General features: G+C 66.6%; 24 protein-coding genes and 1 tRNA gene. 13 read left to right on the forward strand and 12 right to left on the reverse strand.

The genetic code is table 11. The features are described 5' to 3' along the window. Positions 1-28: 28 nt before the first annotated feature. Positions 29-1,210, forward strand: coding sequence for a deoxyguanosinetriphosphate triphosphohydrolase (locus G8O29_RS10800; protein WP_166403251.1), 1,182 nt, complete (start codon positions 29-31; stop codon positions 1,208-1,210). Between the two features lie 68 nt (positions 1,211-1,278). Here G8O29_RS10800 and G8O29_RS10805 read toward each other — a convergent pair whose 3' ends face one another. Next, positions 1,279-1,740 (reverse strand): disulfide bond formation protein B, encoded by a 462-nt coding sequence (locus tag G8O29_RS10805; protein WP_207623779.1) that lies wholly within the window; start codon positions 1,738-1,740, stop codon positions 1,279-1,281. A 244-nt stretch (positions 1,741-1,984) separates the two neighbouring features. Between G8O29_RS10805 and ypfJ the strand changes: the two genes are divergently transcribed. The 4 genes from ypfJ to G8O29_RS10825 all read left to right on the forward strand — a co-directional run bounded on the left by ypfJ (position 1,985) and on the right by G8O29_RS10825 (position 6,560). Further along, positions 1,985-2,842: a KPN_02809 family neutral zinc metallopeptidase gene (ypfJ, locus tag G8O29_RS10810; protein ID WP_166403253.1), complete on the forward strand. Its 858-nt coding sequence runs from the start codon at positions 1,985-1,987 to the stop codon at positions 2,840-2,842. 44 nt (positions 2,843-2,886) lie between these two features. Next, positions 2,887-2,970, forward strand: a tRNA-Leu gene (locus tag G8O29_RS10815). Positions 2,971-3,433: 463 nt separating this feature from the next. Then, positions 3,434-4,084: a Hint domain-containing protein gene (locus tag G8O29_RS10820; RefSeq protein ID WP_242679056.1), complete on the forward strand. Its 651-nt coding sequence runs from the start codon at positions 3,434-3,436 to the stop codon at positions 4,082-4,084. A gap of 166 nt (positions 4,085-4,250) precedes the next feature. Continuing rightward, positions 4,251-6,560 carry a Hint domain-containing protein gene (locus G8O29_RS10825; RefSeq protein ID WP_166403255.1) on the forward strand — a complete coding sequence of 770 codons (2,310 nt, stop codon included), beginning with the start codon at positions 4,251-4,253 and terminating at the stop codon, positions 6,558-6,560. Here G8O29_RS10825 and G8O29_RS10830 read toward each other — a convergent pair whose 3' ends face one another. The 7 genes from G8O29_RS10830 to G8O29_RS10860 all read right to left on the reverse strand — a co-directional run bounded on the left by G8O29_RS10830 (position 6,561) and on the right by G8O29_RS10860 (position 14,886). Further along, on the reverse strand, positions 6,561-7,172 hold the full coding sequence (locus tag G8O29_RS10830) for a nucleotidyltransferase family protein (protein WP_166403256.1): 612 nt from the start codon (positions 7,170-7,172) through the stop codon (positions 6,561-6,563). Positions 7,173-7,217: 45 nt separating this feature from the next. Continuing rightward, positions 7,218-9,638 carry a GcvT family protein gene (locus G8O29_RS10835; RefSeq protein WP_166403406.1) on the reverse strand — a complete coding sequence of 807 codons (2,421 nt, stop codon included), beginning with the start codon at positions 9,636-9,638 and terminating at the stop codon, positions 7,218-7,220. A 117-nt stretch (positions 9,639-9,755) separates the two neighbouring features. Further along, positions 9,756-11,060, reverse strand: coding sequence for a branched-chain amino acid ABC transporter permease (locus tag G8O29_RS10840; RefSeq protein WP_166403257.1), 1,305 nt, complete (start codon positions 11,058-11,060; stop codon positions 9,756-9,758). Position 11,061: 1 nt separating this feature from the next. After that, positions 11,062-12,066 carry a branched-chain amino acid ABC transporter permease gene (locus G8O29_RS10845; protein WP_166403258.1) on the reverse strand — a complete coding sequence of 335 codons (1,005 nt, stop codon included), beginning with the start codon at positions 12,064-12,066 and terminating at the stop codon, positions 11,062-11,064. 3 nt (positions 12,067-12,069) lie between these two features. Continuing rightward, complete coding sequence (locus tag G8O29_RS10850; protein WP_166403259.1) at positions 12,070-12,783, reverse strand: ABC transporter ATP-binding protein; 714 nt, start codon at positions 12,781-12,783, stop codon at positions 12,070-12,072. Continuing rightward, positions 12,776-13,567, reverse strand: coding sequence for an ABC transporter ATP-binding protein (locus tag G8O29_RS10855; protein ID WP_166403260.1), 792 nt, complete (start codon positions 13,565-13,567; stop codon positions 12,776-12,778). The genes G8O29_RS10850 and G8O29_RS10855 overlap by 8 nt, the downstream gene beginning before the upstream one ends. 122 nt (positions 13,568-13,689) lie before the next feature. After that, positions 13,690-14,886 (reverse strand): ABC transporter substrate-binding protein, encoded by a 1,197-nt coding sequence (locus G8O29_RS10860; RefSeq protein ID WP_166403261.1) that lies wholly within the window; start codon positions 14,884-14,886, stop codon positions 13,690-13,692. A 264-nt stretch (positions 14,887-15,150) separates the two neighbouring features. On the opposite strand from G8O29_RS10860, the gene G8O29_RS10865 reads away from it, so the two are divergent. Further along, positions 15,151-16,248 carry a PQQ-dependent sugar dehydrogenase gene (locus tag G8O29_RS10865; RefSeq protein WP_242679058.1) on the forward strand — a complete coding sequence of 366 codons (1,098 nt, stop codon included), beginning with the start codon at positions 15,151-15,153 and terminating at the stop codon, positions 16,246-16,248. Between the two features lie 87 nt (positions 16,249-16,335). Here the strand turns inward: G8O29_RS10865 and G8O29_RS10870 are convergent, their stop codons facing one another. Then, positions 16,336-17,355, reverse strand: a complete 1,020-nt coding sequence (locus tag G8O29_RS10870; RefSeq protein WP_166403263.1) for a GlxA family transcriptional regulator — start codon at positions 17,353-17,355, stop codon at positions 16,336-16,338. A gap of 169 nt (positions 17,356-17,524) precedes the next feature. On the opposite strand from G8O29_RS10870, the gene G8O29_RS10875 reads away from it, so the two are divergent. Beyond that, positions 17,525-18,895, forward strand: coding sequence for a class II 3-deoxy-7-phosphoheptulonate synthase (locus G8O29_RS10875; RefSeq protein WP_166403264.1), 1,371 nt, complete (start codon positions 17,525-17,527; stop codon positions 18,893-18,895). Between the two features lie 63 nt (positions 18,896-18,958). On the opposite strand, the gene G8O29_RS10880 is transcribed toward G8O29_RS10875, so the two are convergent. After that, the gene (locus tag G8O29_RS10880; protein WP_166403265.1) at positions 18,959-19,570 is read right to left on the reverse strand and encodes a PAS domain-containing protein; all 612 of its coding nucleotides are present in this window, start codon (positions 19,568-19,570) and stop codon (positions 18,959-18,961) included. Positions 19,571-19,715: 145 nt separating this feature from the next. On the opposite strand from G8O29_RS10880, the gene G8O29_RS10885 reads away from it, so the two are divergent. The 3 genes from G8O29_RS10885 to G8O29_RS10895 are packed head-to-tail and all read left to right on the forward strand — an operon-like array spanning position 19,716 to position 21,772. After that, positions 19,716-20,609, forward strand: a complete 894-nt coding sequence (locus G8O29_RS10885) for a YicC/YloC family endoribonuclease (protein ID WP_166403266.1) — start codon at positions 19,716-19,718, stop codon at positions 20,607-20,609. A 3-nt stretch (positions 20,610-20,612) separates the two neighbouring features. Continuing rightward, positions 20,613-21,257 carry a guanylate kinase gene (gene gmk, locus G8O29_RS10890; protein ID WP_166403267.1) on the forward strand — a complete coding sequence of 215 codons (645 nt, stop codon included), beginning with the start codon at positions 20,613-20,615 and terminating at the stop codon, positions 21,255-21,257. Further along, a complete protein-coding gene (locus G8O29_RS10895) occupies positions 21,254-21,772 on the forward strand; it encodes a gamma carbonic anhydrase family protein (RefSeq protein WP_166403268.1) in 519 nt (172 codons plus the stop codon). The genes gmk and G8O29_RS10895 overlap by 4 nt, the downstream gene beginning before the upstream one ends. 6 nt (positions 21,773-21,778) lie before the next feature. Here the strand turns inward: G8O29_RS10895 and G8O29_RS10900 are convergent, their stop codons facing one another. Then, entirely contained in the window at positions 21,779-22,108 is a 330-nt protein-coding gene (locus tag G8O29_RS10900; protein ID WP_166403269.1) for a hypothetical protein, read from the reverse strand. A gap of 182 nt (positions 22,109-22,290) precedes the next feature. Between G8O29_RS10900 and G8O29_RS10905 the strand changes: the two genes are divergently transcribed. From G8O29_RS10905 to G8O29_RS10915, 3 genes are all read left to right on the forward strand, one after another. Then, positions 22,291-23,307 carry a sensor histidine kinase gene (locus G8O29_RS10905; RefSeq protein WP_166403270.1) on the forward strand — a complete coding sequence of 339 codons (1,017 nt, stop codon included), beginning with the start codon at positions 22,291-22,293 and terminating at the stop codon, positions 23,305-23,307. 172 nt (positions 23,308-23,479) lie between these two features. Further along, entirely contained in the window at positions 23,480-23,797 is a 318-nt protein-coding gene (locus G8O29_RS10910) for a type II toxin-antitoxin system TacA family antitoxin (protein WP_166403271.1), read from the forward strand. Continuing rightward, positions 23,794-24,306, forward strand: coding sequence for a GNAT family N-acetyltransferase (locus tag G8O29_RS10915; RefSeq protein WP_207623773.1), 513 nt, complete (start codon positions 23,794-23,796; stop codon positions 24,304-24,306). The genes G8O29_RS10910 and G8O29_RS10915 overlap by 4 nt, the downstream gene beginning before the upstream one ends. A 140-nt stretch (positions 24,307-24,446) precedes the next feature. On the opposite strand, the gene G8O29_RS10920 is transcribed toward G8O29_RS10915, so the two are convergent. Beyond that, positions 24,447-25,379 (reverse strand): nucleoside hydrolase, encoded by a 933-nt coding sequence (locus tag G8O29_RS10920; RefSeq protein ID WP_166403272.1) that lies wholly within the window; start codon positions 25,377-25,379, stop codon positions 24,447-24,449. Positions 25,380-25,575: the final 196 nt, after the last annotated feature.

Below are 25,575 nucleotides of genomic sequence, written 5' to 3' on the forward strand. Positions count from 1 at the left end.
ACCCGACCGCGCCTCACAAGGACAGCCCATGCTCGCGCCCTTCGCCTGCCAACCCGACGCCAGCCGCGGACGGCTCTGGCCCGAGCGGCTGTCCTCCTTCCGCTCGCCCTTTCAGCGCGACCGCGACCGGATCATCCATTCCTCGGCCTTCCGCCGCCTGAAGCACAAGACGCAGGTCTTCGTGGAACACGAGGGCGACTATTACCGCACCCGCCTGACCCACACGATCGAGGTGGCGCAGGTCGCCCGCACCATCGCCGGGGTCCTTGGCCTGAACACCGACCTTGCCGAGGCGGTGGCCCTGGCCCACGACCTGGGCCACACCCCCTTCGGCCATACCGGCGAAGACGCGATGGAACGGCTGATGGCGCCCTATGGCGGCTTTGACCACAACGCCCAGGCGCTGCGGATCGTGACCCGGCTGGAACGGCACTACGCCGACTTCGACGGATTGAACCTGTCCTGGGAAACACTTGAAGGCATTGCGAAACATAACGGCCCGGTTATCGGCCCCAATGCGGACGGGAAGCATGACGGCCCCCTCCCTTACGCGCTGGCCGAGGTCAACGCCCAATGGGATCTGGAACTCGACACTCACGCCAGCGCCGAGGCGCAGGTGGCGGCCATCGCCGACGACGTGGCCTATTCCCACCACGACCTGCACGACGGCTTGCGCTCGGGCCTGTTCACCGAGGACGATCTGATGGATCTGCCCGTCACCGGCCCGGCCTTCGAGGAGGTGGACCGCCTTTATCCGGGCCTGGAAAGGATGCGCCGTCGGCACGAGGCGCTGCGCCGGGTCTTCGGCCGCATGGTCGAGGACGTGATCGCCGTGGCGCAGAACCGCCTGGCCAGCGCCCAGCCGAAATCGGTGGACGATATCCGCCACATGGGCACGACGATCATCCGCTTCTCCAAGCCGCTGTATCAGGAACTGAAGGCGGTGCGCAGCTTTCTTTTCCACCGCATGTACCGCGCGCCCAGCGTGATGGCAGTGCGGGCCGAGGTGACGCGCAAGCTGGACGATCTCTTCCCGCTCTTCCTGTCGCGGCCCGACCTTCTGCCGCCGGAATGGCAGGCCGATGTCCGGGCGGCGCAGGACGAGACCGCCCTGGCGCGCACGGTGGCGGATTACGTGGCCGGCATGACCGACCGTTTCGCGATCCAGGAACACCAGCGCCTGTGCGGCGGAACCCCGCCCCGGCCCTGAGCCGGGGCCTCGCCGCGATCAGGAGGTCCCGGGTCAGGCCCGGGACGGGGGGTCGGAAGGCGCAGCGCTCAGCCCTTGCGCGCGGCCGCAACCCAGATCATTGCCAGACCCAGCGACAGGATGACATTCCATCCCGCCATCGAAATCCCCAGCAACGTCCAGGCAATTTCGTCGCAGCGCACCACGGCGGCCACGTCCTTGGTCGGGTCCAGAAGATCCGCCGCCGAAATCCCGCTGATCGAACCCGCGGTGCACGTGGCCAGTCCCTCCCACCAGAGCTGCTCGACGCCCACATGAAAGACGCCGATGCCCGCCGTCGCCAGCGCCGCCAGCGCACCCGCCCAGGCCAGGCCGCGCCGCCCGGTGACCAGCGCCAGGACGCCGATCCCGATCGCCGCCGCATGCGGCCAGCGCTGGTAGAGGCAGAGCTGGCAGGGCGCGAGCCCGCCGATGTACTGGAAGGCGAAGGCGCCGCCCAGCAGACCCGCCGAGCCAAGGGTGGCGATCAGGATCAGGGTCGGACGGGTCAGGGTCATCGGGGGTCTCGCTCTGGATGCGCTGCGACCATAGGTGCGACACGGCGAAAGGGGAAGGGCGCTCGCGCAGGCGTGCATTCCCGCTTCCGAATATGCCGGTCTGCGGATAGGATCCGGCCCGGGATCTTGCGGCGCATGTGTGGGTGAATCAGGAACGGCCGCTCGCATCCAGATGGTTCAATTCGGGTGAGCCGGCTTGTCCTGCTTGGACAGATCGCCTGCGGGAAGGGGTGACGACATGGAATGGCGCGGGCGCAGGGGCAGCAGCAACATCGAGGACCGGCGCCGGACGGGCGGCGGCAGGGCCGGGCAGGTGGCCGGGATCGGCGGCGGCGGGGCGATCATCGTCTTCCTTCTCGCCCTGTTCCTCGGGGTCGATCCCAGCCAGCTGCTGGGCACCGGCGGCGTGGCGCCCTCGGGCGGGGCCCCTGCCGAAATGACGGCTCAGGACCAGGCCGAGGGCGAATTCGTCTCGGTCGTGCTGGGCGACACCGAAGAAATCTGGACCCGCGTCTTCCGGGAACAGCTGAGCCGCAGCTACCAGCCCGCGACGCTGGTGCTGTTCAAGGAGGCCACCCGCTCGCCCTGTGGTGGCGCGACCGAGGCGACCGGGCCTTTCTACTGCCCGGCCGACAGGAAAGTCTATCTCGATACCGCCTTCTTCACGACCCTGCATCAGCGGCTGGGCGCGGGCGGGGACTTTGCCGCCGCCTATGTCGTCGCGCACGAGATCGGCCACCATGTGCAGAACGAACTGGGGATCCTGGGCAAGGCGAACCAGATCCGCCAGCAGGTCAGCCAGGCGGAATCGAACGCGATTTCGGTTCGGATCGAACTTCAGGCCGATTGCCTGGCGGGCATCTGGGCGCGCGAGGCCGCGCAGACCCTGGGCGTCGTCGAACGCGGCGACCTGGAAGAGGCGGTGAATGCTGCCCGCCAGATCGGCGATGACACGCTGCAACGCAACGCCGGCCAGCGCCCGATGCCACACACCTTCACTCATGGCACCTCGGAACAGCGGTCGCGCTGGTTCATGATCGGGCTTAAGTCCGGGCAGCTGGCCGATTGCGACACCTTCCAGACCGACAGCCTGTGACGCGTTGACGGCGGGGACCCAAGGCGGTAGACCCGCAGCCGGTGGCCCGAGTGGCGGAATGGTAGACGCAGGGGATTCAAAATCCTCCGCCGCAAGGTTTGCGAGTTCGAGTCTCGCCTCGGGCACCAAATCGATCCGGTCATCGCACTGGCGCTGATTCGGCATTGCTTTGCGCAGGCCTGATCAGTCCGGCTTGTCTGATGCCTTTGTCTGCGGATGTGGAAACATCGCCCGTGCGGGCATCCGGAGCGAACTGCGGACCCGGCAAGACTGTGCCGATCAACAGCCAGTTGCACGGCGTTCCCTGGCCAGGCAGGCGTGCAGGGGCGCAGGGTGCACGCAAGGGTTGAAATTTTCGATTGCGCAACTGCTTGCGGCGCGCTTTTCCCGGCGCCGACACCTGACCTTCAGGCCTCCAGCCGCATTGGCGTCCCGACGCGCGGACTTCTGTACAGCCATAAGCTGAATCCCGCCCGGGTTGCCCTTGTTTAAAAACAATTTTCTGCTTTTCTCGCTGCGGCCCGCAACGCTATGCAGAGGGGGCGCTCCGGGCTTTCGGTCCGGCCGCATCCGTACAGGGAGTGTGATTGCATGATGGCGACCAGCGTGCCCCGGCCACAGTCCGACCGCCAACCCGCCAGGCGGGCGCCGCGGGCAACGCCCTGCTTTACCCCGGGCACCCTGATCACGACGCATCGCGGTGAGGTTCCGGTCGAACGGATTTCGGCCGGCGATCGCGTGGTGACCCGCGACAACGGCATCCAGACCGTGCGCTGGGTCGGCAAGACCCAGATGTTCCTGCATGATTTCCAGGCCGAGCCGCATCTCTTGCCGGTCTTCATCCAGCAAGGTTCGCTGGGCAAGGGTCTGCCCGAACGCGACATGATGGTCTCGCCGAACCATCGGATTCTGGTCACCAACAGTCGGGTATCGGTCCGCTACAGCGAACGCGAGGTTCTGGTCGCGGCCAAGCACCTTGCGGCGCAAGGCGTCCACACCGTGCAGTCCAGCGGCACCACCTACATCCATTTCATGTGCGACCGGCACGAGGTCGTTCTGACGAACGGTGTCTGGACCGAGACCTTCCATCCCGACGACACCTCACTGAAGGGGATCGGCAATGCGCAGCGGCTGGAGATCCTGGAGCTTTTCCCGGAACTGAAAACCGCGGCAGGACGCGCGGCCTATGGCCAGTCGCGTCGCGTCCTGACGGAAACCGAAGCTGCGGGCCTCGCCCCTTGATGGGTCAGTTGTAGCGATTTGTTAACAGTTCAAAGGTAAACGCGATCGACCATAGCCACCACTGATGGACTGACGCGCGTCACCGTGCCATAGATCTGCGCAATCAGGCCTGAAAATGGACACGAATCCGGGCTAGGTCGCACAGCGAGGCAGAGGGACTAAGAGCATGGCAACGATCTATGGCGGAGCTGGCGACAACAGTATTGTTGGGAGCGCCGCCGCAGATCTGTTATACGGCAATGCCGGGAACGATACGCTGTACGGCGGTGGTGGCATTGACACGCTGTTCGGAGGCATCGACAACGATCTTCTCTTCGGTGGCGCCGGTGGCGACAGCCTTTATGGCGATGCCGGCAACGACACGCTGTACGGCGACGCGGGCGCGGACCGGCTGGAAGGCGGCGACGGCAACGACCTCCTCTACGGCGGCACCGAGAGCGACACGCTTTACGGCGGGGCGGGGAACGATACGCTGTACGGCGACGCGGGCGCGGACCGGCTGGAAGGCGGCGACGGCAACGACCTCCTCTACGGCGGCACCGAGAGCGACACGCTTTACGGCGGGGCGGGGAACGATACGCTGTACGGCGACGCGGGCGCGGACCGGCTGGAAGGCGGCGACGACAACGACCTCCTCTACGGCGGCACCGAGAGCGACACGCTTTACGGCGGGGCCGGGATCGACACGCTTTACGGCGGGGCGGGGAACGACACCCTGCTTGGTGGAGCCGATAACGACCTCCTCTATGGTGACGACGGTAACGACAACATTGATGGCGAAGCTGGCGACGATACGCTTTATGGCGGGGCCGGCAACGATAGTCTGAATGGCGGCGCCGGGAACGATTTTCTGTCGGGCGGCGATGGCAATGATACCCTGACGGGCGGCACCGGCGACGACACGCTGCGCGGCGGTCTGGGCGCAGATGTGCTTGCTGGCGGCCAGGGTATGGATTTCGTCGATTACAGCGACTCCAACGCCGCTGTGAACGTCAACCTGGCTGCGGGCACCTTCAGCGGTGGACATGCCACCGGCGACAGCGCATCGGGCGTTGACGGGATCATCGGGTCCAGTTTCAACGACACTCTGATCGGGTTTGACGGATTCAGCTTCGATCCGAACGACGCCTATACCAACATCATCTACGGTGGTCTGGGCGATGACTTCATCTCGGGTCTGGGCGGGCCCGATAGCCTGTACGGCGGCAACGACAACGACACGATCCAGGGCGACACGGGCGACGATTTCCTGTCCGGCGACGATGGCCGTGACTTGCTGTACGGCGGAACGGGGGCGGACACGCTGTACGGCGGCAATGACGCCGACACGCTGTTCGGCGATGCGGGGAGCGATCTGCTCTACGGCGACGCGGGCAGTGATGTGCTTTACGGCGGCAACGACGCCGACACGCTTTTCGGCGGCGCCGGGACCGATGTCCTCTACGGCGGCGCGGGCAACGACACGCTGTACGGTGGCAATGACGCAGACACGCTGTTCGGCGATGCAGGTGACGATGTTCTTCGGGGCGAAGACGGAGATGATCTGCTCTACGGCGGCGACGGAAACGATACCCTCGACGGCGGGATCGGGCGCGACGTGTTCTATGGTGGCGCAGGTCGCGACATCATGTACGGCGGTGACGACCAGGACCTGTTCTTCGTCTCGTTCACGCCCGCGCAGAACGATGTTGCGCTGAACGAACTGATCTATGGCGGCGACGGCGGAATTGACAACGACACGCTGACCGTCGACATCACCGGCTTCGGCTGGGCGCGGTTCGACATCGACTATGACCCGCTGGACTCCGAGAACGGCACGCTCACGTTCTACGACGCCTTTGGCAATGTCATCGGCACGCTGTCGTTCTTCGACATCGAGAACGTGATCATCGTCTGCTTCTCGGCCGGGACCAGGATCATGACCGATCGCGGGCCGGTTGCGGTCGAGCAGTTGCAGCCCGGCGATCTGGTCCTGACCCGGGACAACGGCTACCAGCCGTTGCGCTGGGTCGGGCAACGTCGGCTTTCGCTCCGGGAACTCCGGGCCAGGCCGCACCTTCAGCCGGTCCGCATCGCGGCCGGTGCCCTTGGCGCGGCCGGCCCCGAACGCACGATGCTGGTCTCGCCGCAGCACCGCGTGCTGATCGAGGGGGCGCGGGCCGAGATGTATTTTGGCGAGGCCGAGGTGCTGGTCCCGGCCAGGCATCTGGTCGGGCTGGCCGAGATCAGCCGGGCGCTGCCGGCCGAGGGCGTGACCTATGTCCACATCCTGTTCGACCGGCACGAGATCGTGCTGTCGGACGGCATCTGGACCGAAAGCTTCCAGCCGGCCGAGCGGACCCTCTCGGCGCTGGACGCCGAGGCGCGGGACGAGGTGCTGGAACTGTTCCCGGAGCTTGCCACGGGCGAAGTTGGCTTCCCGGCCGCGCGGCTTTCGCTGAAGGCGTATGAGGCGAAGGTTCTGATCGGGCGCTGATCACTCCGGGCGGCCCAGATAGGCCGCCCAGTCCTCGGGCGTGTCAAGGTCGCGCGTCGCCATCCTGCCGGGCAGCGGCAGAAGGCGCACCCGGTCCCGGTTGACCTGAAGCACCGAGCGTCCGCCCTCGTCGCCGCTTACCTGCGCCAGCGCCGGCCAGAGGTCGCGCGGAAAGATGATGGGATGGCCCGGCTCTCCGTCGGCGGTTGCGCCGCGCCAGATCTGCCCGGGGTCCCCGCGAAAGGCGGCGATCAGCCGGTCCAGCGCCGGCGGCGTGAAATCGGGCATGTCGGCCGGCAGGATCATCAGTCCGGCGACGTGATCGGGACGCATCGCCGCCACCGAGGCCAGACCGCGCACCAGCGACCGCGACATGCCCTGCGACGCGTCCGGGATCTCGACGATCCGCACATCCAGACCTGCAAGAGCCGCCCGCCGCGCCTCTGCCTCGGGCGGCAGGGTGACGAGGACCGGCATCCCGGTGGCGAGCGCGGTCTCGGCCACCCGGCGCAGCAGCGGCTGGCCCGCCACGGATTGCAACAGCTTGTCCCGTCCGCGCATCCGGGAGGAGGCACCGGCAGCAAGGATCAGGATGGCGACGGTCGGCTGCATGGCGCCAAGCTTGGGCGGCGCGGGGCCGCTGTCAAGCGCCGGACCTCAGCCACGCATCCGGCCGCCATCGTCCCACAGGGGCGCCAGATGCACCCGCGCCGGGCGGCGTTCGCCCAGGATCTCGACTTCCAGCGCCAGACCGTCCTGCACCCGGTCGGCGGGGATGAAGCCCTGCGCCACCGACTTGCCGGTCCAGTGGCTGTAACCGCCGGATGTGCACCAGCCGACCACCGCCCCGTCCAGCCAGATCGGTTCCCAGGCGACGACATCGGCGTCCGTGGCGTCCACCACCATCGGCACCAGCCGGCGCTTCGGACCCTCGGCCCGTTCCTTCAGCGCCGCCGCCTTGCCGATCCAGTCGGCCGGCTTGTTCCAGGCGATGAAGCGGTCAAGGCCGGTCTCGGCGGGGGTGTAATCCGGGCTGAACTCGCGGCCCCAGCTTCCGAACCACTTGTCCAGCCGCAGCGACATCATCGCCCGCATGCCGAAGGGGCGCAGGCCCAGATCCTTGCCTGCGGCCCAGAGGACATCCCAGAGGTGACGGACCGACATGTGGTCGGTGAAGATCTCGAAGCCCAGGTCGGCGGTATAGCTGACGCGCTGGACGATGCAGTTGGCCATGCCCACGGTCATCCGCTTCACATCCATGAACCGGAACGCCTCGGCGCTGACATCCGACCGGGTGACGCGCGACAGAAGCTCGCGCGCCTTCGGACCGGCGATCTGGAAGCCGGACCGGGAATCCGAGATGTTCTCGATGGTTACACCCGGTTCTTCATGCTGTTCGAACCAGCGCATGTGCCAGCCCTGGGCGCCGTAGCTGGCGGTCAGCTGGAACTCGGTCTCGGACAGGCAGGACACGGTGAAGTCGCCGATGATCCGGCCCGAATGCGCCAGCATCGGGGTCAGCGACAGCCTGCCCGGCTGCGGGATGCGGCCGGCCATGATCCGGTCCAGCCAGGCCCGCGCGCCCGCGCCCCTGACCAGATACTTGCCGAAGTTCTGCACCTCGTTGATGCCGACGCCTTCGCGGACAGCCATCACTTCCTGACGCGTCGCCTCCCAGGCGTTCGAGCGTTTGAAGGTCGGCGTCTCATGGCGCGGCTCGCCGGGCAGGGCGTGGTAGTTCACCACCTCCAACCCGTACTGCTGGCCCCAGACCGCGTTCATCTGGTCGAAGACCTGATACATCGGCGTGGTGCGGAAGGGGCGGGCGGCGGGGCGTTCCTCGTTCGGATAGCTGACCGAGAAACGCATCTGGTAGTTCTCGATGACCTTGGGCACGGTATAGCCGGGGCTGGTCCAGTTGCCAAAGCGCGCGACATCGAAGCCGCGCGGGTCGCGTTCGACCTCGCCATGGATCATCCATTGCGCCAGCGCCAGACCCATGCCGCCGCCCTGCGAGAAGCCGGCCATCACCGCGCAGGCCGACCAGTAGTTGCGCAGGCCCGGCACCGGCCCGATCAGCGGGTTGCCGTCGGGGGCAAAGGTGAAAGGCCCGTGGATCACCCGCTTGACGCCGGACCGTTCCAGCACCGGGAAGCGGCGGTAGGCGAAGTTGACTGAATCCTCGATCTTGTCGAACTGCTCGTTCAAGAGCTCGTGCCCGAAATCCCAGGGGGTGCCGTCCACCGACCAGGGCTCGCAGGGTTTCTCATAGAAGCCGATGCAGAGACCCCGGCCTTCCTGGCGCAGATAGCTTTCGCCGCCGGGGTCCATCACATGCGGAAACTCGCGGCCGGATTTCAGGATCTCCATGATCTCGGGGATGTCGTCGGTGACCAGGTATTGGTGCGCCATCGGCAACAAAGGCAGGTAAACCCCCGCCATTGCGCCAATTTCCCGCGCCCACAGCCCGCCTGCGTTCACCAGATGCTCGCAGTGGACGGTGCCTTTCTCGGTGACGACCTCCCAGCCGTCCTTCGTCGGGTTCGTCTCCAGCACACGGTTGTGCAGCACGATCTCGGCCCCGCCCATGCGGGCCGCCTTGGCATAGGCATGGGTCGTGCCCGAAGGGTCGAGGTGTCCGTCGAGCGGGTCGTAAAGCCCGCCAAGGATGCCATCGACGTTCACCAGGCCATCGGTCAGCTTCACGATCTCCTCCGGGCCGAGGATCTCGGTATCCAGCCCCATGTAGCGATGCTTTGCGCGTTCGGCCTTCAGCATCTCGAACCGCGCCTCGTTGTCGGCCAGCGTCACCCCGCCCACATGGTGCAACCCGCAGGACATGCCGGTGATCGCCTCCAGCTCCTTGTAGAGCCGGATCGTATAGCCCTGAAGCGCCGCCATGTTGGTGTCGCCGTTGATCGTGTGGAACCCGCCCGCCGCGTGCCAGGTGGAGCCGCTCGTCAACTCCGACCGCTCGATCAGCATCACGTCCGACCAGCCAAGCTTGGTCAGATGGTACAGAACCGAGCAGCCGACGACGCCGCCCCCGATCACCACCACGCGCGCATGGGTCTTCATCGCAAGTCTCTCCGCCATTCCGGTTTTCCCGCACCATGGCGGGGCAGGGGCCGGAAGGCATGAAAATTTGCGACAGCAAATGTCGCAGCCGGGCAATGGTGCGCGGCTGCGCGGCGACTATTTCTCGGGGATCAGTCCCTTGGGCGCAAAGCGCAGCACCAGAAGCAGCACCACTCCAAGCGTCAGCAGGCGCATGTGGGCGGCCGTATCCTGAAGATGGTCCTTCAACGGTCCGGCGGGCAGTCCCGAAGTCAGGATCGCCATCATCTGCGGTCCCAGGAACTCGACCGCCAGATAGAGCCAGCCGATCAGGAGCCCGCCCAGGATCGCCCCCCAGTTGTTGCCTGACCCGCCGACGATGACCATCACCCAGATCAGGAAGGTAAAGCGCAGCGGAAGGTAGGAGGGCGGGGTCAGCTGGCCTTCCATCGAGGTCAGCATGGCACCGGCCAGGCCCACGACTGCCGAGCCGATGATGAAGATCTGCAAATGGCGGAACTTCACGTCCTTGCCCATCGCAGCGGCCGAGATCTCGTTGTCGCGGATGGCGCGGACGGTGCGGCCCCAGGGGCTGTTCAGCGCCCTTTCGCAGCCCCAGACCAGAAGAAGAAGCACCAGCCCGAACATGGTGGCGTACAAGAGCTTGACGAAGATGGTCGAGGCGGTCACCGGGTCGGCACCGATCGCGCGGACCGTGTCGAGGAAGAAGGGATCGACTTGCAGGTCCACCTCCTTAGGCACCGGCCAGGGGCGGGGCAGGTCGATCAGGTTCTTCACCCCGCGCGCCAGCCAGTCCTCGTTGCGCAGGACCTGGACGATGATCTCGGCGATGCCCAGCGTCGCGATCGCCAGGTAATCCTCGCGCAGGCCAAGGGCGATCTTGCCGATGATCCAGGCCGCCGCCGCGGCCATCAGCGCGCCCACCGGCCAGGCCAGGAGAGAGTTGAACCCCAGCCCGCCGATGTTGCCGGCCTGGGCGGGGTTGTTCGCCTCGACCGCGGTCACGGCGGGGTCCAGGATCGCCCGGTAGATGAAGAAGGCGACGACAAGATACAGCGCCAGCGCCAGCGCGCGGTTGGCGCCGGGCTTCAGCCGCCGGTAGAGCCAGGTTGCCAGGCCGATGGCCAGGGCCGCGAACAGAAGGGCTTCGACAATCTGCGGACCGCCCGCCGCCCAGCCCTCGGGCACCGGCTTGGACGAGACCAGCGCCACCGCCAGCCCCCCCAGCGCGACCGAGCCGACGATCCCGGTCGAGAAGAGGCCCGCATAGCCCCACTGGATGTTCACACCGATCGCCATGATTGCCGACAAAAGCGCCAGGTTCAGGATGTTCAGCGACAGGTTCCAGCTCTGGAACACGCCGGTCAGGATGAACAGCATCGCCACGCCGGCAAAGAGAAGGACATTGCGGTACCGGGCCATGTCACTTGCCTCCGAAGATGCCCTGCGGGCGGAACAGCAGGACCAGGATCAGGATCGAGAAGCTGACCGCCACCTTGTAGTCGGTGGACAGCGCCTGGTAGAGCCCGTCGCCCAGCCAGTCCGGCGGGACGAGATAGCCGAAGATCTTGCGCCAGGCATTGGTGACGATCAGTTCCGAGAAGGCCACGATGAAGCTGCCGATCACCGCGCCAAGGGGCGAGCCGAGGCCGCCCACGACCGCCGCCGCGAACATCGGCATCAGAAGGCTGAAATAGACGATCCCGCGATAGGACTTGTCGAGGCCGTAGAGCGTCCCCGCGATGCAGGCCAGAGCGCCCGCCAGGATCCAGGTGATGGTCACCACCCGCTCGGGGTTGATGCCGGACAGCAGCGCCAGATCCTCGTTGTCGGAATAGGCGCGCATCGACTTGCCGGTGCGGGTCTTTTGCAGGAACCAGAACAGAAACGCACAGCACAGGACGGCGGCCACGACCGAGATCGCCTGCGTGGTCTTGACCGCCAGCGGCTCGGCCAGCCCGGTCCAGGCCTTGAAGTCCTGCGGATTCAGCATCATCCGCGCTCCGTCCGAGAAGTTCCTTTCGGAGGTGCCGATGATCATGCGCACCAGGCCGTTCATCACGAACATCACCCCGGTCGAGACGATGACCACGATGATCGCCTTGGCCCGCACCTTGCGGTAATAGCGGTAGACCACGCGGTCGGTGGCCAGAACCATGGCGATGGTGACGAGGATGCCCAGAGGCAGGGCCAGCAGGGCCGTGGGCAGGGGGCCCGCGGTGATGCCCAGCGACTGGAACCACCAGGTGAACAGGATCACGAAGGCCGTGCCGAAGGCCATCGTGTCGCCATGGGCAAAGTTGGAAAAGCGCAGCACGCTGAAGATCAGCGTGATCCCCAGCGCCCCAAGCGCCAGCTGGCTGCCATAGGCCAGGCCCGGAACCACGATGAAGTTGAGAAAGGCCGTGAGGGCGTTGAGAAGATCCATGGCTCAGCCCCCGAGGAACGACTTGCGGACCTCGGGGTCGGCCAGCAGCGCCGCCCCCGTGTCGGTGTAACGGTTGCGGCCCTGCACCAGCACATAGCCCTTGTCGGCGATCTCCAGCGCCTGACGGGCGTTCTGTTCCACCATCAGGATGGAAATCCCGGTCCGCGCGATCTCGATGATGCGGTCGAAAAGCTCGTCCATCACGATGGGGCTGACCCCGGCGGTCGGTTCGTCCAGCATCAGCACCTTCGGCTGCGTCATCAGCGCCCGGCCCACGGCGACCTGCTGGCGCTGGCCGCCCGACAGCTCTCCGGCCTTCTGGAACCGCTTCTGGCGCAGGATCGGGAACAGGTCGTAGATCTGCTCCATCGTGCCCCTGATGCCCTCGTCCTCGCGGATGAAGGCGCCCATTTCCAGGTTTTCCTCGACCGTCATGCCGGTGAAGATGTTGTGGGTCTGCGGTACGAAGCCCATGCCCTTGCGCACCCGCGCCTGCGGGGTCAGGCCGGTGATGTCCTCGCCCGCCAGCCGGACCGAGCCCTGCCGCAGCCGAAGCATCCCGAAGACCGCCTTCATCGCGGTGGATTTCCCCGCGCCGTTCGGCCCGACGATGACCGCGATCTCGCCCGGTTCCACGGCCAGCGTGCAGTCATGCAGGATATCGACCGCGCCATAGCCGCCGGTCATGTTCTCGCCGATCAGGAACGGCTCAGCCATGGGCGGCTTCCTCTTTCAGCTTGTTCTTCAGGCCCCGGCCCAGATAGGCCTCGATCACCCGCTCGTCGTTCTTGACCTGATCGACCGAGCCTTCCGCCAACACCTTTCCTTCCGCCATCACGATCACCGGGTCGCAAAGGCGGCCGATGAAATCCATGTCGTGCTCGATCACGCAGAAGGTGTAGCCACGCTCCTTGTTCAGCCGCACGATGGCATCGCCGATGGTGTTCAGCAGCGTCCGGTTCACACCCGCGCCGACCTCGTCCAGAAAGACGATCTTGGCATCGACCATCATCGTGCGGCCCAGTTCCACCAGCTTCTTCTGCCCGCCCGAGATCATCCCGGCCTTCTGGTCGGCGATATGGCTGATCGTCAGGAACTCCAGCACCTCGTCGGCCTTCGCCCGGATGCGTTCTTCTTCCTCGGCCACGGCCCCGCGCGAGAAGATCGCGTTCCACAGTTTTTCCCCCGACTGGCGCGGCGGCACCATCATCAGGTTCTCGCGCACGGTCATGCTGCCGAACTCATGCGCGATCTGGAAGGTGCGCAGAAGGCCCTTGTCGAACAGCTTGTGCGGCGGCAGGCCGGTGATGTCCTCGCCATCCATGTAGACATGGCCGGAGGTCGGCTGATAGCGGCCGGCGATCACGTTGAACAGCGTGGTCTTGCCCGCGCCGTTCGGCCCGATCAGGCCGGTGATCGTGCCGGTCCTGATTTCCAGCGAAGCGCCGTCAACGGCATGAAAGCCGCCGAAATGCTTGTGCAGCTTCTCGACCCTGATCATGGTCTTCCCCTGTGGTGGCGCTGCCTCATTTCCGGTTGCCCGGTCGGGCGGCCTTGTCCTTGTGCGACGGCCCGGGCTTATCGCCCGGGCCGTGCCATTGCAACTGCCGTGTCAGGATCCGATCAGCGGAACTGGACGGTTTCGTACTTGCCGCCCTTCACTTCGAACTGCTTGTAGCGCCCGGCCGATTCACCCGGCCCGATCAGCGTCACACCCGAGGCCCCATCGTAGTCGATGGCGGTGCCCGCGGCGATCAGCTCCAGCGCCTTGCCCAGCTCGCCCGGAAGGATCTTCACGCCCGAACCGTCGGCCGGCCCGTTGGCGATCTCCATGATCTTTTCCTTGTAGACGTTGGAGTCGGTCGAGCCCGAGGCCTCCATCGCCAGCATGATCAGCGCAGCGGCGTCGTAGCTTTCCATCGTGTAGGGCGAGGTGGCGTCATAGGCCGGATCATTGGCCTTGCCCATCTCGGCCAGAATCGCCGCACCGGCGCTGTCGGACTGGGCAACCTGGCCGTAAGACCCGTCGAGGCCCGGCCCGATGGCTGCGGGAAGGCTGTCGCCCACCATGCCGCCCGGCAGGCCGAAAGTGGTGAAGGCGCCGGTGTCCAGCGAGGCCTGGATGATGCCCTTGCCACCCTGGTCCAGATAGCCGGCCACCACGAGGATGTCGCCGCCCGCAGCTGCCAGCGCCGCGACCTCGGCCGAATAGTCGGCCTTGCCGTCGTCATGCGCGGCGTTGATCGTGACCGTGCCGCCCTTGGCGGTGAAGGCATTGGCGATGGCCTCGGCCAGCCCCTTGCCGTAGTCGCTGTTCGAATAGGTCAAGGCGATCGACTTCACGCCCTTCTCGGTCAGGATGTCGGCCATGACCTCGCCTTCGCGCGCGTCCGAAGGCGCGGTGCGGAAAAACAGGCCATTGTCCGGATCATTGGTCAGGGCGGGCGAAGTGGCCGAGGGCGAGACCATCACGATGCCGTTCGGCATGGCGACGTTGGTCAGCACCGCGCGGGTCACGCCCGAGCAGTCGGCGCCGACGATGCCCTTGACGCCTTCCGCGGTGATCATGCGTTCCGCCGCTGCGGTGGCCGCCGCCGCATCGACGCAGGTCGAATCGCCGCGGACCGACGTGTAGGTGTTCTTGGCCTTGCCCGAGGCATTCACCTCGGCCATCGCGGCTTCGGCCGCATTGGCCATGTGCGAGGTCAGCGATTCGATGGGGCCGGTGAAGCCGATCAGGATGCCGATCTTCACGTCCTCGGCAGCCGCGGCACCGGCCATCAGCGCGCAGGCCGAAGCGGCCAGCAGAAGTTTCTTCATTTGTTGTGTCTCCCATGTTGGATCGAAATCCTGCGCCGAAGGGTAGAGAGGCGCCATGTAAAAGGGAAGCCCCTTTTTGTCGACAACGTGTCGTCAGGATCGCGGGCCAAAACCCTGCGCGACCTGCATCATTTCCGGCCTCGCGCCGGTCGTCAAGAATTTCAACCTTGCCATCAAATCCGCGTGGAGCCGGCGCACCTGCGGCGCGCGCGCCCTATCTCTGGCGGGCGACCGAACCAGCAGGACCGAGCCACGATGCCCCTCATGCGATCCCTCCTTTCCCTTGTCCTTGCCTTCGTTCCCGGATCGGTCCAGGCGGCGACGGTGGAAACTTCGGCCGGGACCTTCATGATCCAGCCGGTGATCTCTGGTCTTGCCGAGCCCTGGGCGATCGGCTTCCTGCCAGAGGAAAGCTTCCTGATCACCGAACGCGGCGGTCGGCTTCTGCATGTGGCGGACGGCCGGGCCCAAGAGGTTGCGGGCGTGCCGGAGGTGATGGCCGAGGGGCAGGGCGGGTTGCTGGATGTGCTGGTCCCGGCCGATTTCGCGCAGACGCGGGAGATCTGGCTCAGCTTTGCCGCGCCCGTGGGCAGCGGCGGGGCCACGGCGGCGGGCGTCGGTCGGCTGTCCCCGGACGGGCAGCGTCTGGAGGACTTCCGCACGCTGTTCCTCGGCGAGCCCTATCGCGGTGGGCGCCACTTCGGCTCGCGCCTGGTCGAGATGCCGGACGGGTCCATCGCCCTGACCACCGGCGATCGCGGCACCGGGCCGCAGGGGATGCAGGCGCAGGATCCGGGCCTTTCGGCGGGCAAGGTGATCCTGTTGTCCCGCGACGGCAAGCCGGCTGTCGCGGTCGAGGGCTGGACGGCGGGCATCCTGTCCATCGGCCACCGCAACATCCAGGGTGCGGCGCTGGATCTGGAGGGCCGCCTTCTGACGGTCGAGCACGGCGCGCAGGGCGGGGATGAACTGAACGCCCCCGAGGCCGGAAAGAACTATGGCTGGCCGGTCATCAGTTACGGGGTGAACTACAACGGCGCGGCGATCGGCGAGGGACAGGCGAAGGCCGGGATGGAGCAGCCGCTGCATTACTGGGACCCCTCCATCGCGCCTTCGGGGCTGATGGTCTATTCCGGCAGGCTGGTGCCGGAATGGAAGGGGGACATCTTCTTCGGCTCGCTCAACAGCGACTTTCTGGGGCGGCTCGACCCCGACACCCCCGCCGGGACCGGCTTTGCCGAGGAACGGATCGCCGCCCCCGAAACCGGGCGGGTCCGGGATGTCGTCGAGGCGCCGGACGGGTCGATCTGGTTCCTGTCGGTCCATGACGGGGCGGCCTACCGCATGGCACCCGCCGAATAGCTGCCCGCGCGCGCACAGCGTTCGGAGCATGATGAGGTCAACTGCTTGCTTTCGGGCGTTTGCGCGGGCTGGACCTTTTCCGGCGCTTCAGATCGACAGCCGCACCGGCACGGCGCCGGGCATGCCCTGGGTGCCGCGTTCGCGATAGGGTGTGGTGTGATAATGGCTGCGGTAGCATTTCGAGAAATGCGACGGCGAGGCGAAACCGCAGGCCAGCGCCACATTGATCACGCTCATGTCGGTCTGCATCAAGAGGTTCCGCGCCTTTTGCAGTCGCAATTCCATGTAATACCGCTTCGGGCTTCGGTTCAGATAGCGGCGGAACAGACGTTCAAGCTGGCGGGTGGACATGCCCACTTCCTCGGCCAGATCGGCGGGGGACATTGGATCCTCGATGTTGCCCTCCATCATCTGGATGACCTGGGAGAGCTTGGGATGCCGCACCCCGATCCGGGTCGGGATCGACAGGCGCTGGGTGTCCTGATCGGTGCGGATCGTCGAATAGATCAGCTGGTCGGCCACGGTATTGGCCAGCTCTTCGCCATGATCGGCGGCGATGATCTTCAGCATCAGGTCGATCGAGGAAATCCCCCCCGCCGTCGTCCAGCGGTTGCCGTCCATGACATAAACGGATTTCGTCAGCTTCACATCCTCGAATTCCTCGGCGAATCCGTCCTGGTTTTCCCAGTGGATCGTCGCCTTCCTGCCGTCCAGCAGCCCGGCCTTGGCCAGGGCATGGCCCCCGGTGCAGATGCCGGCGATGGTCACGCCGCGCCGCGCCTCGCGCCGCAGCCAGTTGACCACCCCCCGCGTGGTCGTCCGCTGGATGTCCAGCCCGCCGCAGACCAGGATCGTGTCCTCGCGGTCCATCTCCTCCAGCCCCATGTCAAGCCGGAAGGTGGCGCCGTTGGAGCAGGATTTCTCGGTCCCTTCTCCGACCAGAACCCAGGTGTAAAGCGTCTCGCCCGCAACCCGGTTGGCCAGGCGCAGCGGTTCGATGGCCCCGGCAAAGGAGATCATGGTGAACTTGTCCAGAAGCACGAACACGAACCTCCGGGCACCGTTCGGTTTCTGCGTCTGGGTGGCCTTGAGCGGCACAAGCGTCATTTCTGCGACCTGTTCATGTCGTTTGCGGGCCATTGATGCGCAAATTCCGCACCTCCGCAAGGGCCGAAAGCTGCGGTTTTCGCCCAATCGCCCTTTGCAAAGGCGGAAACGGGGGCGTATACCGCTGGCCGATTGCCCGATGTCGGGATGGACGGACCGGAGAAGCAGAATGACCAAGGGATGGACCAAGTCGGCGTGGCGCGCGAAACCGCGGGTCCAGATGCCGGATTATCCCGATCAGGCCGCGCTGCAAGCGGTCGAGGCGAAGTTGTCGAAATACCCGCCGCTGGTCTTTGCCGGCGAGGCGCGGCGGCTGAAGAAGCATCTGGCCTTGGCCGGGGAAGGCAAGGCGTTCCTCTTGCAGGGCGGCGATTGCGCGGAAAGTTTCGCCGAGTTTTCGGCCGACAACATCCGCGACACTTTCCGCGTCATGCTCCAGATGGCGGTGGTGCTGACCTATGCCGCCAAGGTGCCGGTCATCAAGGTCGGCCGGATGGCGGGACAGTTCGCCAAGCCGAGGTCCGCGCCGACCGAGGTCGTGGGCGGGGTGGAACTGCCCAGCTACAAGGGCGACATCATCAACGGCTTCGAACCCACGCCCGAGGCGCGGATCCCCGATCCGAAGCGGATGTTGCAGGCCTATACCCAGGCGGCGGCCAGCCTGAACCTGCTGCGCGCCTTCTCGACCGGCGGTTTCGCCGATATCCACCGGGTCCATTCCTGGACGCTGGGCTTTGCCGAACATGACAAGGCCGAACGCTACCGCGAGATGGCGAACCGCATTTCCGACGCGCTGGACTTCATGAACGCGGCCGGGGTCAACAGCGACACCGCCCACGAACTCAGCCGCGTGGACTTCTACACCAGCCACGAGGCGCTGCTGCTGGAATATGAGGAGGCGCTGTGCCGGGTGGATTCGATCACCGGCCAGCCGGTAGCGGGATCGGGTCACATGATCTGGATCGGCGACCGCACGCGGCAGCCCGATGGCGCGCATGTCGAATTCTGCCGGGGCGTGCTGAACCCGATCGGGCTGAAATGCGGGCCCTCGACCACGGCCGAGGATCTGAAGGTCCTGATGGCCAAGCTGAACCCGGAGAACGAGCCGGGCCGGCTGACCCTGATCGCGCGGTTCGGGGCGGGCAAGGTCGGCGACCACCTGCCGCGGCTCATCAGGACGGTGCGCGAGGAAGGGGCCAATGTGGTCTGGTCCTGCGACCCGATGCACGGCAACACGATCAAGGCGGCCTCGGGCTACAAGACGCGGCCCTTCGACAGTGTGCTGCGCGAGGTGCGCGAGTTCTTCGCCATCCACAAGGCGGAAGGCACGATCCCCGGCGGCGTGCATTTCGAGATGACGGGGCAGGACGTGACCGAATGCACCGGCGGCCTGCGCGCGGTGTCGGACGAGAACCTGGCGGACCGCTATCACACGGCCTGCGACCCGCGGCTGAACGCCAGCCAGTCGCTGGAACTGGCGTTTCTGGTGGCGGAAGAACTGTCCTCGCACCGCGAGGCCGCGCGGCGCATCGCGCTGTAACCGACGGGCGAGGGCGTCAGGGGCGGCGGGGCGACCTGCCGCCGCTCTCGCAAGCTGGTGCGGTCAGTCGCTGACGTGGACCAGCGCCAGATGACCAAGGCGCCGGATCGGCTGGACCGGCGCCTCTGCGGGTGAGTGGGAAGGCAGGTGAAGCGGCTCGTCGCGCCAGCTGCGCAGCTGAAGCTTGCCCTGCGCCGGGGCGGCGCCGGTGAAGCTGATGGCGCCAAGCAGCGGACGGTTGGGGCCCGTATCGGCCAGCGGCAGCAGCAGCAGCCGCGCGACAAGCCCGCCGTCCGCCGCCCGGTCAAGACCGAGGTCAAGCTCGACCACAGCGGGGGCCGCGAAGGCGCGTTCCAGCAAGAGGCCAAGCTGCGGCCGCGAACCGGCCGCGAACAGGCAGCCGAGCGGCAGGCCGCGCAGGTCCGTCCCGGCGAAATCCACCAGGCCAGAGCCCGCGATGCGGATCTGAGCCAGACCGCGCCCGATCCGCTCGGCCAGGAACACGCGGTCCAGGATGCCCCCCAACCCGCGCGGGTCGATCGCCGATCGCGCCGGCAGCGCGCCGGCACGGCGCAGGCTTTCCCAATAGGCGCGCAGCTGGGCCAGACCGTCGAAGGGCGGCTCCGGCGGCGGCGCGTGCCGGGAACGGAAGCGGTCAAGGAAACCTGGGGTCATCACACTCTCCACCGGCGGGTCAATGCGGGGCTTGCGGGCTGATACTCCGCTGCGCCATGAAGGGACACTAGCGCGGATCGCGAAGATTCGGCCGAAAATCTAATCAAATGGTAAATACTGCACGCGGCGGTTGAGTGGGGGCGGCATGATCTCGATGACAGGTTTTGCCGCCCGGCGAGGGTCCGGCCTGGGCTACAGCTGGGCCTGGGACCTGCGGTCGGTCAACGGCAAGGGGCTGGACCTGCGGCTTCGGGTCCCCGACTGGATCGAGGGGCTGGAGGCCCTGGTCCGGGCGGAGGTGCAGAAGGGCCTGTCGCGGGGCAATGTCAGCCTGACGCTGAAAGTCGTGCAGGAGGATTCGCAGGACAATGCCGCCTTCCGGCTGAACCCGCCGGTGCTGGCCGCGGCGCTTGCGGCACTGGGCCGGGTCGAGACGGCGGCCCTGGCGGCGGGCCTCACCCTGCGCCAACCGACCGCTGCCGATGTCCTGGCCTTGCGCGGGGTGATCGACGCAGGCGGGCAGGATGACGACCCCGGCCCCCTGCGCGCCGCGTTGCTGGCGGATCTGCCCGGACTTCTCGCCGATTTCGCGGCAATGCGGCATGGCGAGGGACAGGCGCTGGCCGGGCTGCTGACCCGCCAGCTTGACAGCATCGCAGCCCTGACCGCCGAGGCCCGCATCGAGGCCGCCGCGCGCAACGCGACCCAGGCCGAGACCCTGCGCGAGGCGCTTGCCCGCCTCCTTGCCGCAACCGATGCCATCGACGAGACCCGCCTTGCCCAGGAACTGGCGCTGATCGCCGTCAGAACCGATGTGACCGAGGAACTCGACCGCCTGTCCGCCCATGTCGCCGCCGCCCGCGTCCTGATCGCCGACCCCGGGCCGGTCGGCCGCAAGCTGGACTTCCTGATGCAGGAATTCATGCGCGAGGCGAACACGCTCTGTTCCAAGGCGCAGTCGCTGGGGCTGACCCGGATCGGCCTTGACCTGAAAACCGTCATCGATCAGATGCGCGAACAGGTCCAGAATGTGGAATAGGCCATGACTCTCAGGTCGCCCAGGCGCGGGCTGCTTCTCATCCTCTCTTCGCCCTCCGGCGCCGGGAAATCCACGCTCAGCCGGATGCTGATGGCCTGGGACCCGACGATGCGCTTTTCCATCTCGGCCACCACACGCAAGCCCCGGCCAGGAGAGCAGGACGGCCGGGAATACTATTTCCGCAGCCGGGAAGAGTTTCAGGCCATGGTGTCGAATGGCGAGATGCTGGAACATGCCGAGGTCTTCGGCAATTTCTACGGCAGCCCCCGCGCCCCGGTCGAGGCGGCGATGCAGGCGGGCACCGACACCGTCTTCGACATCGACTGGCAGGGCGGCCACCAGATCAAGCAGGCGATGCGGGGCGATGTGGTGTCGATCTTCATCCTGCCGCCCTCGATCGCGGAACTGGACCGCCGCCTGCGCGCCCGCGCCCAGGACAGCGAAGAGGTGATCGCGGCGCGCATGGCGAAAAGCCGGGACGAGATCAGCCACTGGGCCGAATACGACTATGTGCTGGTGAACGACGATCTCGACCGGACATTCGAAGAGCTCAAGACCATCCTCACCGCCGAACGGCTGAAGCGCGAACGCCAGCCCGGCCTGTCCGCCTTCGTCCGCGACCTGAACCGGGAGTTTGAAGCCAGATGATCTATGCGCTTGACGGGATCGCCCCGACCATCGATGCCTCGGCCTGGATCGCCGCCGAGGCAACGCTGATCGGCAAGGTGGTGGTCGAGGCCGAAGCCTCGGTCTGGTTCGGCGCGGTTGCGCGCGGCGACAACGAGGAAATCCGCATCGGCGCGGGGACCAATGTGCAGGAAAACTGCGTGCTGCACACGGACATCGGCTATCCGCTGACCATCGGCGCCAATTGCACCATCGGCCACAAGGCGATGCTGCACGGCTGCACCATCGGCGAGGGCACCCTGATCGGGATGGGGGCCACGGTGCTGAACGGGGCGAAGATCGGCAAGGGCTGCCTGATCGGCGCCTGTGCGCTGGTCACCGAAGGCAAGGAAATTCCCGACGGCAGCCTGGTCATGGGCGCGCCCGGCAAGGTCGTGCGGCAACTGGACGAGACCGCCCGGGCCCGGCTTCTGGCCTCGGCGGCGGGGTATCAGGCCAATGCCCGGCGCTTCCGGGCCGGGCTGACGCGGGTCTGATCCGCCTCAGCCTTCCTCGATCAGCTCGATGGTCATGCCCTGGCGCGCCGCATGGCTGCGCAGCTCGCGCAGGACCACCTGGCGGTTCGGCAGCCGCGGGGCCACCACGCGCAGGACCTTGCGGTAGTCCTGTGCGCCCAGCCGCTCGATGATCTCCAGGGCGTCGAAACGGTTGCAGAACAGGGGGGCGACCACCAGTTCCAGCGCGGCAGGCAGGGGCAGGTAGCTGTCCAGCTCGTCCAGGCTGATCGAGGCGAATTCCTCGGGTCGCAAGCTGCCTTCCGCGGGCTTCGCCTCCGGAATCCCGATGACCAGGCACCTGAGCTTTCGCGACATCGCTCCTCTGTCTCCTCGTGAGGCGCCGCCAAATCGTCTGAAAGAAGGACTTTCGCCGGGGCCGACCATTGTTCCCGGACAAGGGCCGGTTCCGCACCGCGTTACATTTACTCGCGGGAATTTACTGGTATTCCGTCACAACACAAGTGGCGCGAGACACGGGGCGGTAGAGTGGTGCGCGAATGACCGATATCGAACTGGCAAGGCTACTGGCCGGGCTTCCGCTGCCGGCCATGCTGATCAGCGGCACCGAACGGGTGCAGGCCTGCAATTCCCTGGCCATTGCGCTTCTGGGCGAGGGGATCGTCGGCCGGCACCCTGCCATCGCGGTGCGGGCGCCGGGGGTGCTGGAGGCGATCGGCAAGGTCGGGCCGGACACCCCGCCGCAGGAGACCCGGATGTCCCTGCGGCGCGAGGGGCAGGAAGAGGTGTTCCAGGTCACCGTATCCAGCCTGCGCGACGGGCTGGTCCTGTGCATCTTCCGCGACGTGACCGAGGAAGAGAAGGCGGGCGAGATGCGGCGCGATTTCGTTGCCAATGTCAGCCACGAGTTGCGCACGCCCCTGACCGCGCTGATGGGTTTCATCGAGACGCTGAAACACGCCGCCCGCGACGACCCGAAGGCGCGGGAGGTGTTCCTGGGGATCATGGAGGCCGAGGCGGGACGGATGAACCGGCTGGTGCGGGACCTGCTGCATCTGTCCCGGGTCGAGGCCGAGGAACGGGTGCGCCCGCGCGAGCCGGTGGAACTGCGGGGGCTGCTTGAGGGGGTCATCTCCTCGCTGCGGGGGATGGCCGAGCGGGAGGGGGACCGGGTGGAACTGACCGGCGATCCGGTGACGGTTCCGGGGGACTGGGACCAGCTGGTGCAGGTCTTCACGAACCTGGTGGAGAACGCGCTGAAATACGGGGCGGCGGGGCAGGTGGTGCGGGTCTCGCTGACCCCGGAGGAGACGGTGCGGGGGCCTGCGGTGCGGGTGGAGGTCGCGGACGAGGGCGAGGGGATCGACCCGGTCCACATCCCCCGCCTGACGGAGCGGTTCTACCGGGTGGACACCCACCGCAGCCGCGAGATGGGGGGGACGGGGCTGGGGCTGGCCATCGTGAAGCACATCGTGAGCCGGCATCGGGGGTGGCTGCGGATCGAAAGCGAGAAGGGGCGGGGGAGCCGGTTCCAGGTGGTGCTGCCGCTGGGATGACGGGGGCCGCAAAGGACTCCGCGCCGCGCGCGGCGCTGGTTTGGAGGGTAAGTATTTCAAGGGCTTGGCTGTGGGCGTTAGGGGTTTGTTAGGGGGTTGCGTATGGAATGGTGCGCCATGAATGCGCACCCTACGTGTTGACAATGTGGATACATTCCCGCATCCTTGCTGCATGAGAAAACCTGCTGGCCTTTCCGAATCTCCTGCTCCCTTTGATGCCGCACCAGCGGAGAAGGGGACGATCAATTTGCGGATTGAAGCCTCGACCCGCGCCTTGATTGACGAGGCGGCGACGCTGCTGGGCAAGACACGGACGGACTTCATGATCGACGTGGCGCGGCGGCAGGCGATTGATGTGCTGCTGGACCAGCGGCTGTTCGTGCTGGAGACCGGAGCCTATGACGCCTTCGTGCAGGCGCTGGACAATCCACCTGCTCCGGGGCCGAAGCTGAAACGCCTGATGGCGCGGAAGCCGGTCTGGGAGGCGTGACCCTGCCGAAGCTGACGGCCCCGCATCCGATCACGGCGGCACATGACCTGTCACAGTTCGACTGCGGGGTGCCGGTGCTGAACGACTGGCTGCGCGAGCGGGCGTTGAAGAACGAAAGCCGGTTCTCTCGAACCTATGTGGTCTGCGACGGTGCGCGGGTGGCGGGGTTCTACTGCATCTCGGCAGGCTCGGTAGAGCGGGCGCGGGTGCCGGGCAAACTCCGCCGCAACGCGCCGGATTCGGTGCCGGTGGCGGTGATCGGACGTCTGGCGGTGGACCGGGCCTACGCGGGCCGGGGCCTTGGGGCCGACCTGCTGGCCGATGCGCTCCGCCGGATCGCGGGGGCCGCAGGCGTTATCGGCATCGCGGCGGTGCTGGTGCAGGCGAAGGACGAGGCCGCAAAGGCCTGGTATCTGCGACAGGCGGAGTTCATGGCCTTCCCGGAGGAGGGGAGGGTGCTGTGGCTGCCGGTGGAGATGGTAGTGGGGGCGGTGAGAGGTGACAGTTAACTCTCTGGCGACGCATAGCACTCTATGGCGTCGAGACGCGCCGAAAAAGAGTGCTGTCATCGGTGCGCTTGGGCAGAAGATGCTTGACGCAGGTGTCCGGAAATAGGTCGGGTGCAATTTCGCGTCACTCTCGAACCCCCTCACAACCTCCCCAACCGCTCCGTCAACAGCCGGTAGAATCCGTCCCTGTCCACGCCGCCCATGAACATCGCGTTGGGCTCTCTCCCCGTCACCCGCCACCAGTCGGCGACGGTCATGCCGAGGGTGAGCTCGGAGACCGTCTCGATCTCCACGTTCACATGGCGGCCGGTGAAGAGCGAAGGCTCCAGAAGGTAGGCGATCACGCAGGGGTCGTGCAGGGGGGCGCCGGCTGAGCCGTATTTCGCGGTGTCGAAGCGTTCGAAGAAATCGGTCCAGCTGGCCACCGCCTGGCCGACGGGGGTGCCGAGGGCGCGCATCTCCTCTACCCACTCGCGCGAGGTCAGGGCCTTGTGGGTGACGTCGAGGGGCATCACCACCAGCGGCACGCCGGATTTGAACACGATTTCAGCGGCTTCCGGGTCGACGTAGATGTTGAACTCGGCCGCGGGGGTGACGTTGCCGACTTCGAAATAGGCGCCGCCCATCAGGACGATCTCGGCCACGCGGGGGATGATGTCGGGGGCGCGCCGGAAGGCGGTGGCGATGTTGGTCAGGGGCCCGAGCGGGCAGAGGGTGATGGTGCCGGGGGGGTGGGCGCGCAAGGTTTCGATGATCGCGTCGACGGCGTGCTGGGGGTGGAGGGGGAGGGTCGGTTCGGGGAGCGGGATGCCGTCGAGGCCGGTCTTGCCGTGGACATATTCGGCGGTGACGAGCTTGCGTTTCAGGGGGGCGTCGCAGCCGGCGTGGACGGGGGTTTGCCGTCCGGCGAGTTCGACGATCTGGCGGGCGTTCCTTTGGGTGAGCGCAAGGGGGACGTTCCCGGCGACGGCGGTGAGGCAGAGGACCTCCAGTTCCGGGGAGGCCAGCGCAAGGAGGATGGCGACGGCGTCGTCCTGGCCGGGGTCGGTGTCGATGATGATCTTGCGGGGCATGGGTGACTCCTTTGGCGCGGAGTAAGCGGGGTCGGGCGAAGTTTGTCCAGATGGTCAGGAAATTCGGCCGTGCAATGTGGCGGAAGGGGCGTAGGCTGAGGGCGTCACGCGGAGGAGGGGGCGATGGAGATACTGGTCGGGACGTCGAAGGGGCTGTTCGTGCTGGCGGGCGGTCGGGTCGAGGGGCCGTTCTGCG

The organism is Rhodobacter calidifons, assembly GCF_011174775.1.
GTDB classification, from domain to species: Bacteria; Pseudomonadota; Alphaproteobacteria; order Rhodobacterales; family Rhodobacteraceae; genus Tabrizicola; species Tabrizicola calidifons.

Bases quoted from the DNA above. Each gene is read 5' to 3' on its own strand.
- G8O29_RS10855 (WP_166403260.1), bottom strand. From the start codon at position 13,567: ATGATCAGGGTCGAGAAGCTGCACAAGCATTTCGGCGGCTTTCATGCC.
- G8O29_RS10830 (WP_166403256.1), bottom strand. From the start codon at position 7,172: ATGCAGCCGACCGTCGCCATCCTGATCCTTGCTGCCGGTGCCTCCTCC.
- G8O29_RS10850 (WP_166403259.1), bottom strand. From the start codon at position 12,783: ATGGCTGAGCCGTTCCTGATCGGCGAGAACATGACCGGCGGCTATGGC.
- G8O29_RS10845 (WP_166403258.1), bottom strand. From the start codon at position 12,066: ATGGATCTTCTCAACGCCCTCACGGCCTTTCTCAACTTCATCGTGGTT.
- G8O29_RS10840 (WP_166403257.1), bottom strand. From the start codon at position 11,060: ATGGCCCGGTACCGCAATGTCCTTCTCTTTGCCGGCGTGGCGATGCTG.
- G8O29_RS10895 (WP_166403268.1), top strand. From the start codon at position 21,254: ATGATCTATGCGCTTGACGGGATCGCCCCGACCATCGATGCCTCGGCC.
- G8O29_RS10800 (WP_166403251.1), top strand. From the start codon at position 29: ATGCTCGCGCCCTTCGCCTGCCAACCCGACGCCAGCCGCGGACGGCTC.
- G8O29_RS10905 (WP_166403270.1), top strand. From the start codon at position 22,291: ATGACCGATATCGAACTGGCAAGGCTACTGGCCGGGCTTCCGCTGCCG.
- G8O29_RS10860 (WP_166403261.1), bottom strand. From the start codon at position 14,886: ATGAAGAAACTTCTGCTGGCCGCTTCGGCCTGCGCGCTGATGGCCGGT.
- G8O29_RS10880 (WP_166403265.1), bottom strand. From the start codon at position 19,570: ATGACCCCAGGTTTCCTTGACCGCTTCCGTTCCCGGCACGCGCCGCCG.
- G8O29_RS10820 (WP_242679056.1), top strand. From the start codon at position 3,434: ATGATGGCGACCAGCGTGCCCCGGCCACAGTCCGACCGCCAACCCGCC.
- G8O29_RS10865 (WP_242679058.1), top strand. From the start codon at position 15,151: ATGCGATCCCTCCTTTCCCTTGTCCTTGCCTTCGTTCCCGGATCGGTC.
- G8O29_RS10870 (WP_166403263.1), bottom strand. From the start codon at position 17,355: ATGACGCTTGTGCCGCTCAAGGCCACCCAGACGCAGAAACCGAACGGT.
- G8O29_RS10885 (WP_166403266.1), top strand. From the start codon at position 19,716: ATGATCTCGATGACAGGTTTTGCCGCCCGGCGAGGGTCCGGCCTGGGC.
- G8O29_RS10875 (WP_166403264.1), top strand. From the start codon at position 17,525: ATGACCAAGGGATGGACCAAGTCGGCGTGGCGCGCGAAACCGCGGGTC.
- G8O29_RS10825 (WP_166403255.1), top strand. From the start codon at position 4,251: ATGGCAACGATCTATGGCGGAGCTGGCGACAACAGTATTGTTGGGAGC.
- G8O29_RS10920 (WP_166403272.1), bottom strand. From the start codon at position 25,379: ATGCCCCGCAAGATCATCATCGACACCGACCCCGGCCAGGACGACGCC.
- gmk (WP_166403267.1), top strand. From the start codon at position 20,613: ATGACTCTCAGGTCGCCCAGGCGCGGGCTGCTTCTCATCCTCTCTTCG.
- G8O29_RS10900 (WP_166403269.1), bottom strand. From the start codon at position 22,108: ATGTCGCGAAAGCTCAGGTGCCTGGTCATCGGGATTCCGGAGGCGAAG.
- G8O29_RS10835 (WP_166403406.1), bottom strand. From the start codon at position 9,638: ATGAAGACCCATGCGCGCGTGGTGGTGATCGGGGGCGGCGTCGTCGGC.
- ypfJ (WP_166403253.1), top strand. From the start codon at position 1,985: ATGGAATGGCGCGGGCGCAGGGGCAGCAGCAACATCGAGGACCGGCGC.
- G8O29_RS10910 (WP_166403271.1), top strand. From the start codon at position 23,480: ATGAGAAAACCTGCTGGCCTTTCCGAATCTCCTGCTCCCTTTGATGCC.